Raw genomic sequence first — 12,298 nt, forward strand, 5'->3', positions numbered from 1 at the left:
GTTTTCCTCTCTTCAGAAATGACAAAACCCGCTCAATGGCGGGTTCTGGTTTTGCCCAATGGGCGGATTAGTTGGTGTCGGCCCGGTACGCGAACGAAACCGGAACGGTGTAGGTTGTGTCGTCTGGAATTCCTGGCCCTTGGTCAACCGGTGTCATGGTCACCACGGTCAGTGCGCCCTTCGTATTTCGCTCGTACAGCGGAAACATTGCGGCGATCTGGTCAGCCAGCGCACCGGCAGCGCCGCGATATTTGCCGGACGGCGTCACGATGCTGACCTGAAACACGCCAGTGAACAGCCTGTGATCGCCGGCAAGCGTGCTGCTCGCTGTATCACCTGGCAACGTGAACGCCTTCAGGTATGTAGCGCCCTCCACGGGCGTGTATGCCTCGTTCTCCACCACAACCTTGAGCGGTGTGGGCAAGGCCTTCGCCCAGGCGATCAGCCGGGCTTCGTAGATCGAAGTGATGATGTTATGGCTCATACCTGGTTGTTCCTGATGGCTTCGTCGACGATCTGCTGGAACCGCGCGAGCGTGATGCGCACCATGCCGCCCGGGGCCTGCTTGGAATGGCCGTACTCGAGTGGAACCGCATATGGCAGGTTGTTCACGATGTACGCCGTTTGCCCGATAGTCAGTTGCTCAACCTGAAGTTTCAGCTTCGCCAGAGTGACATTGCCGCCCGGGTCGACTTGGTCAAGCACTCCATCCGCCGGGGTCCCGATCGAGAACTGCCAGTTCCCACGGAATCGACCACCGACGTAATCCTTTCCGGCGACCAGGCCGTTCACGTTGAAGTTCTGATCGCGCTCGGTCTTGGTCAGCGGTTTGGCGTACTTCACGCCGCGCTTAAGCTTCCCGGCCTTGGTGAAGTTGCTCTCATCGAGATTGATGAGGGTGTTGCGCACGGCGACTTTGAAATCGTAGTCGTCGGCGGCGCGGCTGTTGGTTGCACGATGCGCCACGTTAGCGGCCCAGATCTCAGGGTTACCCACCGGCGACATGCGTATCAGGCTGCTACCGAGCTCGATGATGATCTCGCGCACGCTGGCGTCGATGGCTTCGCTGGTCTGTGCGGCGAATTCAGCCAGGCTCAGGGCGAAGCTGCCGGACTGGCCACTGCCCGCTCTGCTCATGACCGCACCTGCAGCTCATACAGGATTGGGGTGCCGGCCGGATTCACCTCTTTCAGCGGCGGCACGATGGACCAGGTGCGGCCCTGAATGATCACTTTGTTCAGCAGATCCGGCACCCACTCCAGCCCCTGCGCGGCGATTTTGAGCTTCTTGTCGCCCTGCTTGATTAGGCTGTTGTTCTGGAATTCCTGACCGGTGAAGTCGAGCAGGATGCCTTGGGCAGTCTGCTCTTTGGTGCTGTCGGGCGGTGCCGAACCGGTTTCCGGGTCGTACTCGCCTACGGTTGTTGCACGAATGATGACGGGCTGGCCGAACTGCGTAATCAACCGCAGAGCAGTCGCAGCCGTGCGGTCGTAGAACGCGGTCATTGTCAGGCCCTCACGGCAAACAGGCCTCGCTTGGCCAGGTAATCGGCGAACTGGGTTCGGCTGGGTCGATCTGGAGCGGCCGGCAAAAGCCTGCCGCTGGCGTTGCTGATGGGCGCGTATTCGACATCGACCGCGCCTTCGACACGCTCACGGATTACTGCGCCCTGGCGTTGGTCGATCGGATGAACGTCGTCGGTGTGAATTTCGGCAGCCAAAGCCATTTGACCGTACTGGATCCGCGCCGGCAGGTAATTGTCAGGCTTGATCTCGTGATCCAGCTCAACGCCCCGGCGCGGCCAGGACAGAGCCTGCTCGCTGTTGGTCTTCCGCCCTTTCCACGTCATGCCATCCATCGCCAGTGCGGCACGACGCAGCAGTGCTTCCTGTGCTGGTACCTCCGCCGGAATGACCACGCCGAATTTCACGGCGTACATGGCCAGATCCTCGGCAGATGCGTAGCTTTCGGCGTCAGGTTTGCCGGTGCCGTCCTCGATGATGAGTGTCATGAATCAGCTCGCTGTGTTTTTTGAATCGGGCGCCATTGAATGGACACCCGGATTATCACGCCTTCGGCATTTCCGAAACCGCCTTTTCCAGCGACTCAACCGAAGCATTCGCCCGGTACGGTACGTTGGCGGCGTCGAGTTGCGCTTTGAGGCTGGCGATCTTCTCGGCATTGTCGACCGGCGCAGCTGCCACTTTGAGGCGTTCGACTTCGGCGCGTAAGGATTCAACCTCGCTCGCCAAGTTGTTGCGCTCACCCGTCAGAGCTTCAAAGCCTTCATGAATAGCTTTCAGCGCACCGAACAAGCGGATCGGCAGTTCGCCGGCGCCAGGGTGCTCCAGATCCGATTGCCCCTCGGCGGCGTCGATCAGTCGCAGAATGCCGTCGCGCTCAGCGCGCAGCGCGGCGTTGTCCTGTTCCAAACCGACAATGGCGTCAGCGTTACCCGAATCAGCCGTCCGGCTGATCAAAGGCTTCAACATCGAAACCTCAACGCCCAGCGCCTCATAGGCGTCGACCACTTTCGGCCAGTCACCGATGACGACTGCGTGCGTCACACCCGCTTCAGGCCGATCAAAGTGAGCCGGATTTCGATAGCGCTTTTCCGGATCGAAGTCCGAATTTTGAGTGGAGTAAACCAGTTCCATAAAAGTCTCCGTAGCGGTCATTGCCGACCGCTGTCAGGGCCAGTATCAGCCGCCGGCTGGTGGCGTAGTGGTCAGGGTGATCATCACGCCGGCGGTGACCTTGTTGCTGTCGGCATGCTTGACCCAGTTGGCCGCTGAGCCGACCGCAGCCAGCGTCGGGTTCGAGCCGCCGGTAGCGTCCTTCCAGCTATAGCCCAGCACGTCGATATTCACGGTGCCTTCCGCGCGGTATCCGATACCGAGGTTTTCTTCGTCGTCGACCGTGTAGGAGCGGAAGCCCGGGGCCTGGGATTCGGTGATCACCACTGCATTCGGCAGAAGACCGAAAATCACGTCGGCCGGCGCGGTATCGGTTACCAGCACCGGTTTGCCGAGAGTGCCCGGCAAGCCGCCGTAGATGACGACACCTGCTTCCTCGTAGATCTTGTTGGTGATGGCCTCGTCGACAATGTCGAAGTAGGCGCTGGAGTGCATGACCCACAGAGCAATACGGCCGAACTTATCGCCGAACTTGCGCATGCCGCGAGTCAGGGTCTTCTTGCCATCGGTCTCGATGTTGGCGGTGACCACCATGCCCGCGTTGGAGCCAATAGCGGCGCGCAAAGCGGCGGTGGCGTACTGGATGAAGCCTTCCAGAGTGGCGTCAGCAACGTCTGCACCGATGATCTGAGAGAACTCGTCGACCGGACGACCGCGGCGTTTGAACGCCTCTTCGGTGGTCTGGTACGGACCGTATTTCCACGGCGCTTTCACGCCAACGGCCTCACCGGCACCGATCTTCTTCGCAGTCACCTTGCCAGTGGAGTTGACGTCGCGATGCTCCAGCGAGCCGCCGATCTTGTAGAACGAGCGCTTGCGGAAGTCGCCTTCGATTAACTCGTTATCGAGCACGATCGCGCCATTGGACGATGCGTTGAACACGTCGAGGTTGTCCTGGACACGCTCCAGGTATGCGGTTTGCGCCTCATCGTTGTAGATGATCAGGTCGCTGTTCACAGTCGTTGCCATGGGTGGATCCCCTTACTTGGGCAGTTGCAGATATGCGGTTTGGCCGTGCTTGCGCTGGTAGTCGCGCTTTTGCTCGGCAGTCATTTCGGAGCGCTTGAATGCAGCCTGGCCGCCACCCCCGCCCGGGGCATTCGTTCCTGTAGCCCTGGGCCACAGATGAGGTGCGCTTTCGCGCAAGGATTCCGCCCATTCGAGCGGGGTCAGAGGGGTTTTGCCGTCTTTGCCGAGAATGACCTGGCCGGATTCATCAACGGCGACCGCTTCGCCCTCTTCATTCAGCGAGAACACGCCCTTGGCGCGCAGAATGATGTCGTCGGTTGCTTCAGGAAGTGCGCCGGCTTTCAGTGCCGCACCGCGTACCGAATCGCCCAGGACTTTGCCCTGGAACTTGGCGGCGAATGCCTCGGCCTTCTCGGCCCGCGCGGTGAGCGCTTTCAACTGCTTATCGTTGTCGGCGCGCAAGCGCTCGGTGCGACGATTGAACACCTCGTCCACCTTGCCCTCAGTCAGCAGCTTGGTTTCTTCGTCTTGGCCGGCCCGGCTGAGCAAGCCTTTGACGGCGTCAATGTCGATGCCTTCGAATTGGGTTTCGAACTGCGACAGCTTGGTGGTGGTGTCCTTCAGCTTGCCCAGCAGTTCAGAGTTTTTGGTTTTCAGACCAGAAACGGAGACCTCAACGGCAGTCGCGATAGCGGCCTTGATTGCCGGATTGTCCAGGTCGATTTCGTTTTCTTCTGCCATGTTGATGCACCCCTTGGGTATGTGTTGCCCGCTTTGCAGGCAATAAAAAACCGCCAGAAGGCGGTTGATTGAGTTTGTTGCGTCAAATGCCGGCGCGCTCGAATGCCAGAGGTTCCAGCGCCTTCATTTGTGCGAGGGTCAGCGGCGCGAAATTGCGATCGAGCTGCAGCTCTGCGAAGCGCTCGACACTCAGGCCGCCCTCGCGGAACAGCTTTGCTCGGACCGGCCCGATTGCCACGTCTTGAAAGGACGCTGGCTGCTGCTGAAGCCAGTGGTAATAGTCGAGGCTCGCACTGACCTGACCTGCCCCATCAGCACCCACCGCGGCCCGCGTAGCGCCCTTGGCGAACATCTCGCTGAGCTTGGTCAGCAGGACGAACGTAGTGCGGCAATTCGGGTGAAACGGTGGGCGCGGCCCGGAATCGACTGGGAATCGTCGCTTATCCATCGACCGACACTGCTGGCTGGTCTTGCTGTCCAGCGTGGCGACCATCTCGACTTCGGACACGATGTCCGTGTTGGCCTTGGCCACCTCCATGCGCGCCTGAGACGACACATGCTGAATCGCCGTGTGCACGACCGTGCTGGCATTGCGGTTGGTGGTGGCAAGAACGCCGTCCTTGTACCCGGCTGCCTTAGTGCCGCGAATGTTGCGGATGATCTGGAAGTTCGTTTGACCTTCGAAGAAGCCCAGCCGGATCGTGCCGGTGACGCGCTCACGCTCTGCGCTGGTCCAGCCCTTGATGAACGACTTCAGCAGCTTTCCGCCGCCGGTGCCGCGCACGCTGAGTGGATTGGTCAGCACCGCAGTACGGATGGCCGCAGCCGTCGGTGCGACCACATCCAACGAGACTCCATCGGGAGCTGACTGGGCCAGACTCGACGCCTCAAATTCAGCCTCGTAGTTGGCGATGTCGATCAGATCGAGGTTCAGTTGCGCGCTGTAGCGGTCGAAGATGCCCAGGAGCAGACTGTCGACCTCTTTCAGCAGCGCTTCCAGCCGCTTCACGTTGTACTCGGTCAGATCCGACTGGGTCAGCCTGTCGCGGATCGAGCGGTCGATCTCCTTGAGGAAAGGAGCGAACTTGCCCACCTCCCCGGCTTTCAGTTTTTCAAGGAAAACTGCGTGCCGGATCGTAGCGTCAAGGATTGCTTGGTTTGCGGCCATCGATTACGCCCTCATCATCCAAGCCCAGGCCGTCGCCCTGCTCTGCCAGCTCGCCATCGATCTGCTGGTCTGTGCGCTCCGGCGCGATCAGGCCCAGTTTGCGCAGGTACGCCCGGAGATCCGCTTTGGCGAATCCACCGTTCTGCCAGAGGCCGACCAGCGCGGTGATCATTTGCGGATCTGCCGTCAGTTCCACGAATTCCTGGTTGATCTGATAGGCAACCTTCGCGTCATCGACGCCCATGTAGGTGCAGCACCACATGATTGCGCGGGTGTAAGCCTCGCTGACGTTGGCCACGCAGCCGGCGAGCACCGATGTCGACGCTGACTGATCGCCGCGCGCTTCGGTCGCCGTCTTGGACGATAGAGAAGCCACGACCATCCGGGCGCCCAGCTCAATCATCATCTGGTTTTTGTCGGCCATCGCCTCCTTGACCAGCGTGTTCGGCAAAGGCTGGGCATACCCGAACTGGCCGCCGGCCGGAAGAAGCATGGGTGCTCTTGAACCGACATAAATGCCCTTGTCTTCAAGCAGCTTGACCCATTGCTCATTCAGTCCGGAAATCCACGGCTGAGCCTGGCCGCACCAAAAGACGCTGTCCTCATAGTCAGCGCTGTTCCGGTAGTGGCCCAGGTTGATCATGGCAATGTCGTACAGCGGCGACTCATCGATACTCGGATCGTTGTTCTGCGCACCGACGAAGGTGAACGGGATCTCTTTCAAGCGCCCAGCGGTGCCCGTGGGCCTGAACTCCTCAACAACCGCCAGCGGCCCGCCGCCTTTGGGCCCGGACCGGCGCCAAACGCGACAGACAAAACCCTCAGACTCGAGCGCCAGTTCCCGGTATTGCTCCACCACTTTGAAACCGAAGCCATCTTCGATCTCCGGTGATTCGCGTAGCACCACCAGAGTCAGCACGCTGTGCCCGTTCACCATTCCTGTACGCCAGTTGATGATGTCTTCGGCGCAGTACGACAAGATCACAGAGTGGCCACCGGCGCCGGCGTCTTGGTGATAGTCAACGTAAAGACCATGCCGCCCAGCCTCAAGTACCTTTTCCAGCGTGCCTTGCGAGTGCTGGTAGATGCTCACGCCCGAGCCGTTGGCGTTGTCTTGCAGATACTCCAACTTCTTCGCAACAGCCAGCGTTGGGTCCTTGTGAAAAGCCAGGCCGAGCAGTCCGTTTCGGGTGTGGCCCGTGGCATTTTTGAACACCGCCCGCTCGCGGTAGGCCTTGTTGCGGTCTTTGTTCTCAGGCGATGTATCGTGCGCATTGATGTAAGGCAGGCGGTCAACAACTCGGTGCTGGCCTGCACATACATCGCGCACGGTAGCCCAGCGGCCCAGCGCTTCGATGTAATCCGCCCGCTTGAAGGAGACGTCGTTGCTCATCGGGCGTATCCCATTCTGATTTTGGTGGCCGGCTTCCTGGCGCTCTTCGCGACAGCGAAGTACCGGAATCCGTCGGATCCGTGAGAGGTCCAGTCATGGAGCGGGTTGTTTTTCCAGCAGCCGCGCTTGTCGTCCCATTCTTTTTTGTAGTTTTCGAGGCAACCGATCCCTTCTTCGCACTTGGCTTCATCGAACACGCACTTGGGCAGGATTTCGCGAACCTGCTCGATGCCGTCGTTGACGCCGATCTTGGGGACGATCTCGAAGGTCATGCTGTATCTCTCGCCGTCGATCTCATAACCCTCGCGGGCCAGTTCTCGGCGGGTCTTGGCATCGCTGCCGAACTCTCGATTGTCGATGTCGTGCGGCCCCCAGTGCTCGGAGTAGGTGTAACCCTTATCTTTCAGCACCTTCATGTAATGCCGCAGGCCCTCGCCTGAGTTCTCGTAGTAATCGATGACGTGAAACTCTTCGCCAACCTGGCGCACGAACCAGATGGCCGTGGAATCGCTGACGCCGATGTCCCAGAAGGTCATCACCGGCAGATGGCTGTTGTTCGGTATCGCGCCAATGCGCTGAGCGGCATACAGCTTTGTGAACTGCTGGGCGTAGTAGGCGCCCTCGATCGACTGCTGGAAGGCTTCGGCCGGGATCGACGGGTATTCCCGCTTCATGTCGTCGCCGAGGGTCTTCTCCTTGGCGGCGTACCAGGCGCGCTGGCCTGTGTTTGTGACGATGCCGTGCTTTGCCGCCAGTTCATTGAAGTATTTTGTCAGGCGCTCCGGGATGACCGCTTCTGCAGGGTCGAGCCAGTAGGCCTGGTTCTTCCACCAACTGAAGAAAAAGAACTTCCAATCCAGCTTGCCCAGCGGCGTGCCTGACAGAAGCTGCTTCTCGGCACTCTGCGAATAGTCGAAGAAGTAGCCGGCCCGGCCCTCTGCCGTGGATTCGATGGTGACGAAACAATCAGTAGCCACCGCCTCGAAGGCGCCGGTGACGATCTCGCGGGCCTTGTGCGGAAACTTGGCGCAGATCTTCCCGAACTCGGACACATGCAGGTAACGCAGCGTGCCGCCTCGGAAGGACGTGCTGACGTAGAGCGAACCACCCTTGCTGAACACAAGCTCGCCGGCAGCGTCGTTGCTCGCCGGGTTGGCCGCGCGGATCTCTTTCGGCAAATTGTCGTAGGCGTACTTCACCTTCTCCCGGAACAAACGCTTGGCGTCGTTCAGGGTGTGGGCGATCAGTGCGCACTTGGCCGACTCGAACAGTGCTGCGTCGAGTTGGATGATGCAGCACTCAGTGGTGAAGCCGAGCTGCCGAGCCTTCAGGATGATGTTCCGGGTGTGCATCCCTTCGAAGTATTCAATCTGCTCATCCGTCATCCTGAAGCGGACTTTCTTGCCCTGCTTGTCGGTGATGAAGTAGAGATTGTTCAACCGCCAACGCTTGTCCCGGAGCAGCTTCATGTGCTCGGGCTTCATGTCAGGCGTCCTTCGATAGTTCGTCCATCATCTTCGAGAGTTCGTCGGCGTCGTCCGTCTTCTCCTTCTCGTCCAGGCCAAATGCCTGACGCTCCAGAACCTGCAGGTTCTTCATTGCAGAAGAAAGCTGGAACAGTGTTTTGGAATTGCTGGGCAACGCCACGGCGGCGAGCATCGATGCCCGGCGCATGCCGTTGTTGTCTTCTGAGGTCTCATCCTCGATCGCGTCTTCGATCTCTTCGCGGCGCTGGATGGTGGTCATCAGATCATCCATCAGCAGGTTCGCGAGGATCGTCGCCTTGCGAATGTCGCGCCGATGGCTGCGAACCACCCGGGCGCCTTCCTCTGCGGCCTCTTCGATGATCTCGGCGTCGAGTTCGCAGTTCGCGCCTTGGTCGTTGCGAACCTCTCCGCGAACCAGCTTGCTGCGAACCTCTTTCCGCACCTGGTCAGAAAGGTCTCTCGCCCATCCAAGGGCCTTGGCCTTCTTTCTGATCGCGGTGTCGCTCACGCCGTGTCGCTCAGCGATTGTTCTGATGGAAAGCGAACCGGCCCGGTAGGCTCGTTCGATCGCCTCCCAGTCGGGTTGCTTGGTTGTCATAGGAACCCTTTACTTGAAATAGTGGCGGCTTGCCGGTATTGGTGAGGATCACTCAACGAAGGAGCCGTAGGATGGAATTCGAAACAGCGGAAATTGATGTTGATCAAGGATCAGATAGCCATGTGAAGCTTTCTGCGGTGCCGTTCCACTTCAATCCGGGCGAACGCTCTCTCTACACCGGTGCCGATGGCTCAGGCGGCATTGTTAAGCGAGCTGGATGGCTGGGCCTGAAGACGGAACCATTCAACGGCTGGTATTCGGCTCACATCATTTCGGTGACTGGCAGCAATGGCACTGACCTTGTGTTTGAGGTGAAGCGGAATTTCCACACCCCATTGCAAGATGGCGAGTGGCTTTGGTTCCCTGCTTCGCGTCAAACGGTCGAGCCCTACAGAAACTGAATCCCTTCGTGCCGCACCACCTGCGGCACACCTACCCTTCCCCGCCATCCAGCAACACATCAATCAGCTTCTGCTCACCAAGGCGCATCGCGCCCAGGCACTGCAAGTCGTCGCACTTCGGCCCGAGTCCGAACACCGTCACTTCGCCTTTCGGCCCCATGAGGGTCAGCGCGCCTACCGTGCATTCCGGATGCACACCAGCATCAAGGTCATCAGCGATCTTGCGCAGGGTCTTGGCGGCGTCGCGCCAGTCCTCCCGCTTGAACTCAACTAGCTTCGCGGTCATGCAGTTACCCTCTGGAACCACTCTTCAATGATCCGGCGAAGAACCGGCTCGGTCAGGATGGCCGATGGCTCGTTGCCGGCGATCACTGAGCGCACCAGTTCACAAGGAATCACGTGGACACCACGATCAGCCGCTACCGTCAGGTGCGGGCGCTGATCAGCAATGTCGTGGATGTCTGCGGTCATGTTTTGCTCCAGTGCCGCGACACAACTCGCCGATTCGACAGACGTGTCGCGACCTGAATAGCCTTTCGGTTTTCCGGCAATCAGCCGTTATGACCTTCCAGCGGCTGGGCAAAGTTGAGGGTCAAACCCGCCTCCGGATAGAACTGGTTGTAGTTGGTGCTCATAAGGGCAACTTCCTGCCCCTGAATCTGCGAAGCCGCATCGCCGTACTTGGCAACCAGCGCGGCCTTCAGGTCTTCGATAGACAGGTTCAGCTTGATGTCGTTGTAGTGGATCTGGGTTGTGTTGATGTTCATGGGAATTCCCTTTCTGTGCGCCATCGTTCGGCGCGTTAGTTTAGTGGCGAGCCTTACTTGGCCCGCCGGTCGATTCCGCCTGGCGCCTTGTCACAGCGCAGGCAGTGTTCACAGTTCAGCGTCCGGCACAGCCAGGCTTTCACCCGCTGCCACCAGATGACCATGAAGATGTGGCGCATGCCGGCCAGGGCCAGGGAGACGTGCAACGTGATGCCGGCCGTGGTCGGGCCCATCATGAAGATGGTCTGCTCCCGGCTCATCACGACGAACCCGCTGATGGCGATCGCCGAATAGATCAGCTTGCCGATGACACCGTCCCGCACTCGACCGCTCAGAACACACCAGGTCGCCCACAAGGCAATCAAGCCGCAAGCGATAGAATTGGTCACTTCAAGATTCATGGGTTGCCTCCCCCGAACCGCTGGCGAATGAGCGCCCAGAGGTCAGCGGCTTTGATGGCTCGGTTGATGGCCGCGAGCAGCGATCCGCCGAAGGTGCCGAGCAGAAAACCGATTCCGGCGACGATCTTCGGCTCCGTCACGCCCAGGTAGGTGCTGACCATGCTCGTCAGGTACAGCGAACAAGCGATGCCGGTGATCAGGAAGATCATCCAGGCGCGCCAGTCGGCCAGATCGTCCTTATGCCACCAGCTTGCGACGACAGCGCCGACCAGTCCTGCGATCAGCAATTCAAACCTGTCGATCTTGTCGAGCAGGCGCTGTAATAACTCCATGCGCTCGACTCCGTGGGTGCATGTGAATAGGTCGGCCCCTCTGCACTCCCAGCTCGGAGCAATGGGTGTGGGGAGCCGAAAACGAAAAGACCCGCACGATGACGGGTCGTGAATTAGCGGGAACGGTGAAGTAGACCGCCAGGCCTGAGCTCGGTGCGGATAACATCTTTGACCTGAGCGGCCAGGCTTAAGCCGATACCGGCCGCGACATATTGTCCGTTAGCGGTGACCTGCATCTTCACCGACCAATTACTGGCGATCTTGCTGTCCACCGAACCGTCTTTGATGAACGCCTCGTTCAGGTAGGTCGTCCCATTTACAACGACAAAAGGCTTCGCAGGCTGATCAGCAGTGCCATGTTCCGGTTCTGAAGCATCGAGGTTGCCGATACGGATCCGAAGCACCCCGTCGTGAGTGAAGGTTGTCACGCCGCCATCGCTCTTGATGTGGATGCCGGCGCTCTCCGCCCTCCGTAGGCGATCAGCCAACTCCTCTTCCGTTTCAAGGCGCGAGTAACTGAGGAACAGGCGCGGGCTGAACGAGTCATCGCCGTAGCTCGCATTGAACTCCTCAAACTCCGCCGCGTGCCGGTATTCCTCCGGCACCTTCTGCAGCTCGGCCTGCATGAACTGGAGCAGGTTGGCGGCGCTCTTGGGCAGGTCGTACTTGCTGTAGCTTGCGACCTCTACCGATACCAGCTGGCGCTCGGGCGCTTTGCTCGCGCTGCCGATGGTGCAGGAATTGATTTCGAACTCGCCGGTTTGCTTGTTTAACTTCCAGCCGGAGACACCCGGCACATAGTCGTGGCTTTGCATCGAATGCTCCAGAAACGAAAAAGCCCCTGCGAATGCAGAGGCCCTGAATAGGTGCGCTCGTCTTTCCGAGCTGTCTGCCAAAGACTATCCCAGCGTCGACGCCCCCTTGCATCGATCTCGCTGATCCAGTCTCGCGCCACCCCGAAAGCAAGTTTGAGGTCAGGGTGCACGGGCTGCCGGCGTTGATTCCGTACGTCGCACTATCCGGCTATCGACGTCCAGGCCTTCCCGAAGGCTGTCCTGGCTACAGTGTTGCTGGCTGGCATGGGAGGACTCGAACCTCCGACCGGGCGGTTAACAGCCGCCTGCTCTACCGACTGAGCTACATGCCAATGTGGTGCCGCCACGAGGATTCGAACCCCGGGCCATTCGCTTACAAGGCGACTGCTCTACCACTGGAGCTATGGCGGCGAATTTCAGGCAATAAAAAACCCGGCACGGTGGCCGGGTTTCTGTTGTCACTCCTCGATACGCGCAGGAATGACAGGATGGGATTAATTTCGCTCATCCGCTCACTGATGTCAACAGGC

General features: G+C 59.5%; 18 protein-coding genes and 2 tRNA genes. 1 reads left to right on the plus strand and 19 read right to left on the minus strand.

Going from position 1 to position 12,298, the window contains the following annotated elements:
- Nucleotides 1–67 precede the first annotated feature (67 nt).
- The 11 genes from CAG02_RS03115 to CAG02_RS03165 all read right to left on the minus strand — a co-directional run bounded on the left by CAG02_RS03115 (nt 68) and on the right by CAG02_RS03165 (nt 9,052).
- Nucleotides 68–484: a phage tail terminator-like protein gene (locus CAG02_RS03115; RefSeq protein ID WP_085708277.1), complete on the minus strand. Its 417-nt coding sequence runs from the start codon at nt 482–484 to the stop codon at nt 68–70.
- Nucleotides 481–1,137 (minus strand): hypothetical protein, encoded by a 657-nt coding sequence (locus CAG02_RS03120; protein WP_085708278.1) that lies wholly within the window; start codon nt 1,135–1,137, stop codon nt 481–483. Before CAG02_RS03120 ends, CAG02_RS03115 begins: the two co-directional genes overlap by 4 nt.
- Complete coding sequence (locus CAG02_RS03125) at nt 1,134–1,505, minus strand: hypothetical protein (protein WP_085708279.1); 372 nt, start codon at nt 1,503–1,505, stop codon at nt 1,134–1,136. Before CAG02_RS03125 ends, CAG02_RS03120 begins: the two co-directional genes overlap by 4 nt.
- Nucleotides 1,506–1,507: 2 nt before the next feature.
- Nucleotides 1,508–2,011: a DnaT-like ssDNA-binding protein gene (locus tag CAG02_RS03130; RefSeq protein ID WP_085708280.1), complete on the minus strand. Its 504-nt coding sequence runs from the start codon at nt 2,009–2,011 to the stop codon at nt 1,508–1,510.
- A 55-nt stretch (nt 2,012–2,066) separates the two neighbouring features.
- Nucleotides 2,067–2,657, minus strand: a complete 591-nt coding sequence (locus tag CAG02_RS03135; protein WP_085708281.1) for a hypothetical protein — start codon at nt 2,655–2,657, stop codon at nt 2,067–2,069.
- Nucleotides 2,658–2,702: 45 nt separating this feature from the next.
- Nucleotides 2,703–3,665, minus strand: coding sequence for a major capsid protein (locus CAG02_RS03140; protein ID WP_039772291.1), 963 nt, complete (start codon nt 3,663–3,665; stop codon nt 2,703–2,705).
- A gap of 12 nt (nt 3,666–3,677) precedes the next feature.
- Nucleotides 3,678–4,406 (minus strand): hypothetical protein, encoded by a 729-nt coding sequence (locus tag CAG02_RS03145; RefSeq protein WP_085708282.1) that lies wholly within the window; start codon nt 4,404–4,406, stop codon nt 3,678–3,680.
- A gap of 82 nt (nt 4,407–4,488) precedes the next feature.
- The gene (locus CAG02_RS03150) at nt 4,489–5,574 is read right to left on the minus strand and encodes a minor capsid protein (protein WP_085708283.1); all 1,086 of its coding nucleotides are present in this window, start codon (nt 5,572–5,574) and stop codon (nt 4,489–4,491) included.
- Nucleotides 5,549–6,967, minus strand: coding sequence for a DUF4055 domain-containing protein (locus CAG02_RS03155; RefSeq protein WP_085708284.1), 1,419 nt, complete (start codon nt 6,965–6,967; stop codon nt 5,549–5,551). The genes CAG02_RS03150 and CAG02_RS03155 overlap by 26 nt, the downstream gene beginning before the upstream one ends.
- Entirely contained in the window at nt 6,964–8,451 is a 1,488-nt protein-coding gene (locus CAG02_RS03160; RefSeq protein WP_085708285.1) for a terminase, read from the minus strand. Before CAG02_RS03160 ends, CAG02_RS03155 begins: the two co-directional genes overlap by 4 nt.
- Before the next feature lies 1 nt (nt 8,452).
- Nucleotides 8,453–9,052: a hypothetical protein gene (locus CAG02_RS03165; protein ID WP_085708286.1), complete on the minus strand. Its 600-nt coding sequence runs from the start codon at nt 9,050–9,052 to the stop codon at nt 8,453–8,455.
- Nucleotides 9,053–9,123: 71 nt separating this feature from the next.
- Between CAG02_RS03165 and CAG02_RS03170 the strand changes: the two genes are divergently transcribed.
- Nucleotides 9,124–9,453 (plus strand): hypothetical protein, encoded by a 330-nt coding sequence (locus CAG02_RS03170; protein WP_085708287.1) that lies wholly within the window; start codon nt 9,124–9,126, stop codon nt 9,451–9,453.
- A gap of 31 nt (nt 9,454–9,484) precedes the next feature.
- Here CAG02_RS03170 and CAG02_RS03175 read toward each other — a convergent pair whose 3' ends face one another.
- The 8 genes from CAG02_RS03175 to CAG02_RS03210 all read right to left on the minus strand — a co-directional run bounded on the left by CAG02_RS03175 (nt 9,485) and on the right by CAG02_RS03210 (nt 12,179).
- Nucleotides 9,485–9,739, minus strand: a complete 255-nt coding sequence (locus CAG02_RS03175; RefSeq protein ID WP_085708288.1) for a hypothetical protein — start codon at nt 9,737–9,739, stop codon at nt 9,485–9,487.
- The gene (locus CAG02_RS03180) at nt 9,736–9,924 is read right to left on the minus strand and encodes a hypothetical protein (RefSeq protein ID WP_085708289.1); all 189 of its coding nucleotides are present in this window, start codon (nt 9,922–9,924) and stop codon (nt 9,736–9,738) included. Before CAG02_RS03180 ends, CAG02_RS03175 begins: the two co-directional genes overlap by 4 nt.
- An 80-nt stretch (nt 9,925–10,004) precedes the next feature.
- Nucleotides 10,005–10,220 carry a hypothetical protein gene (locus CAG02_RS03185; RefSeq protein WP_085708290.1) on the minus strand — a complete coding sequence of 72 codons (216 nt, stop codon included), beginning with the start codon at nt 10,218–10,220 and terminating at the stop codon, nt 10,005–10,007.
- 53 nt (nt 10,221–10,273) lie between these two features.
- A complete protein-coding gene (locus CAG02_RS03190) occupies nt 10,274–10,621 on the minus strand; it encodes a hypothetical protein (protein ID WP_085708291.1) in 348 nt (115 codons plus the stop codon).
- On the minus strand, nt 10,618–10,953 hold the full coding sequence (locus CAG02_RS03195; protein ID WP_085708292.1) for an MFS transporter: 336 nt from the start codon (nt 10,951–10,953) through the stop codon (nt 10,618–10,620). Before CAG02_RS03195 ends, CAG02_RS03190 begins: the two co-directional genes overlap by 4 nt.
- Nucleotides 10,954–11,066: 113 nt before the next feature.
- Nucleotides 11,067–11,768, minus strand: coding sequence for a DUF1983 domain-containing protein (locus CAG02_RS03200; protein ID WP_085708293.1), 702 nt, complete (start codon nt 11,766–11,768; stop codon nt 11,067–11,069).
- A gap of 256 nt (nt 11,769–12,024) precedes the next feature.
- Nucleotides 12,025–12,100 (minus strand) — tRNA-Asn (locus CAG02_RS03205).
- A gap of 3 nt (nt 12,101–12,103) precedes the next feature.
- A tRNA-Thr gene (locus CAG02_RS03210) sits at nt 12,104–12,179 on the minus strand.
- Between the last annotated feature and the right edge of the window lie 119 nt (nt 12,180–12,298).

Source organism: Pseudomonas sp. R43(2017), from assembly GCF_002112345.1.
In the GTDB taxonomy this organism is placed as follows: domain Bacteria; phylum Pseudomonadota; class Gammaproteobacteria; order Pseudomonadales; family Pseudomonadaceae; genus Aquipseudomonas; species Aquipseudomonas kribbensis.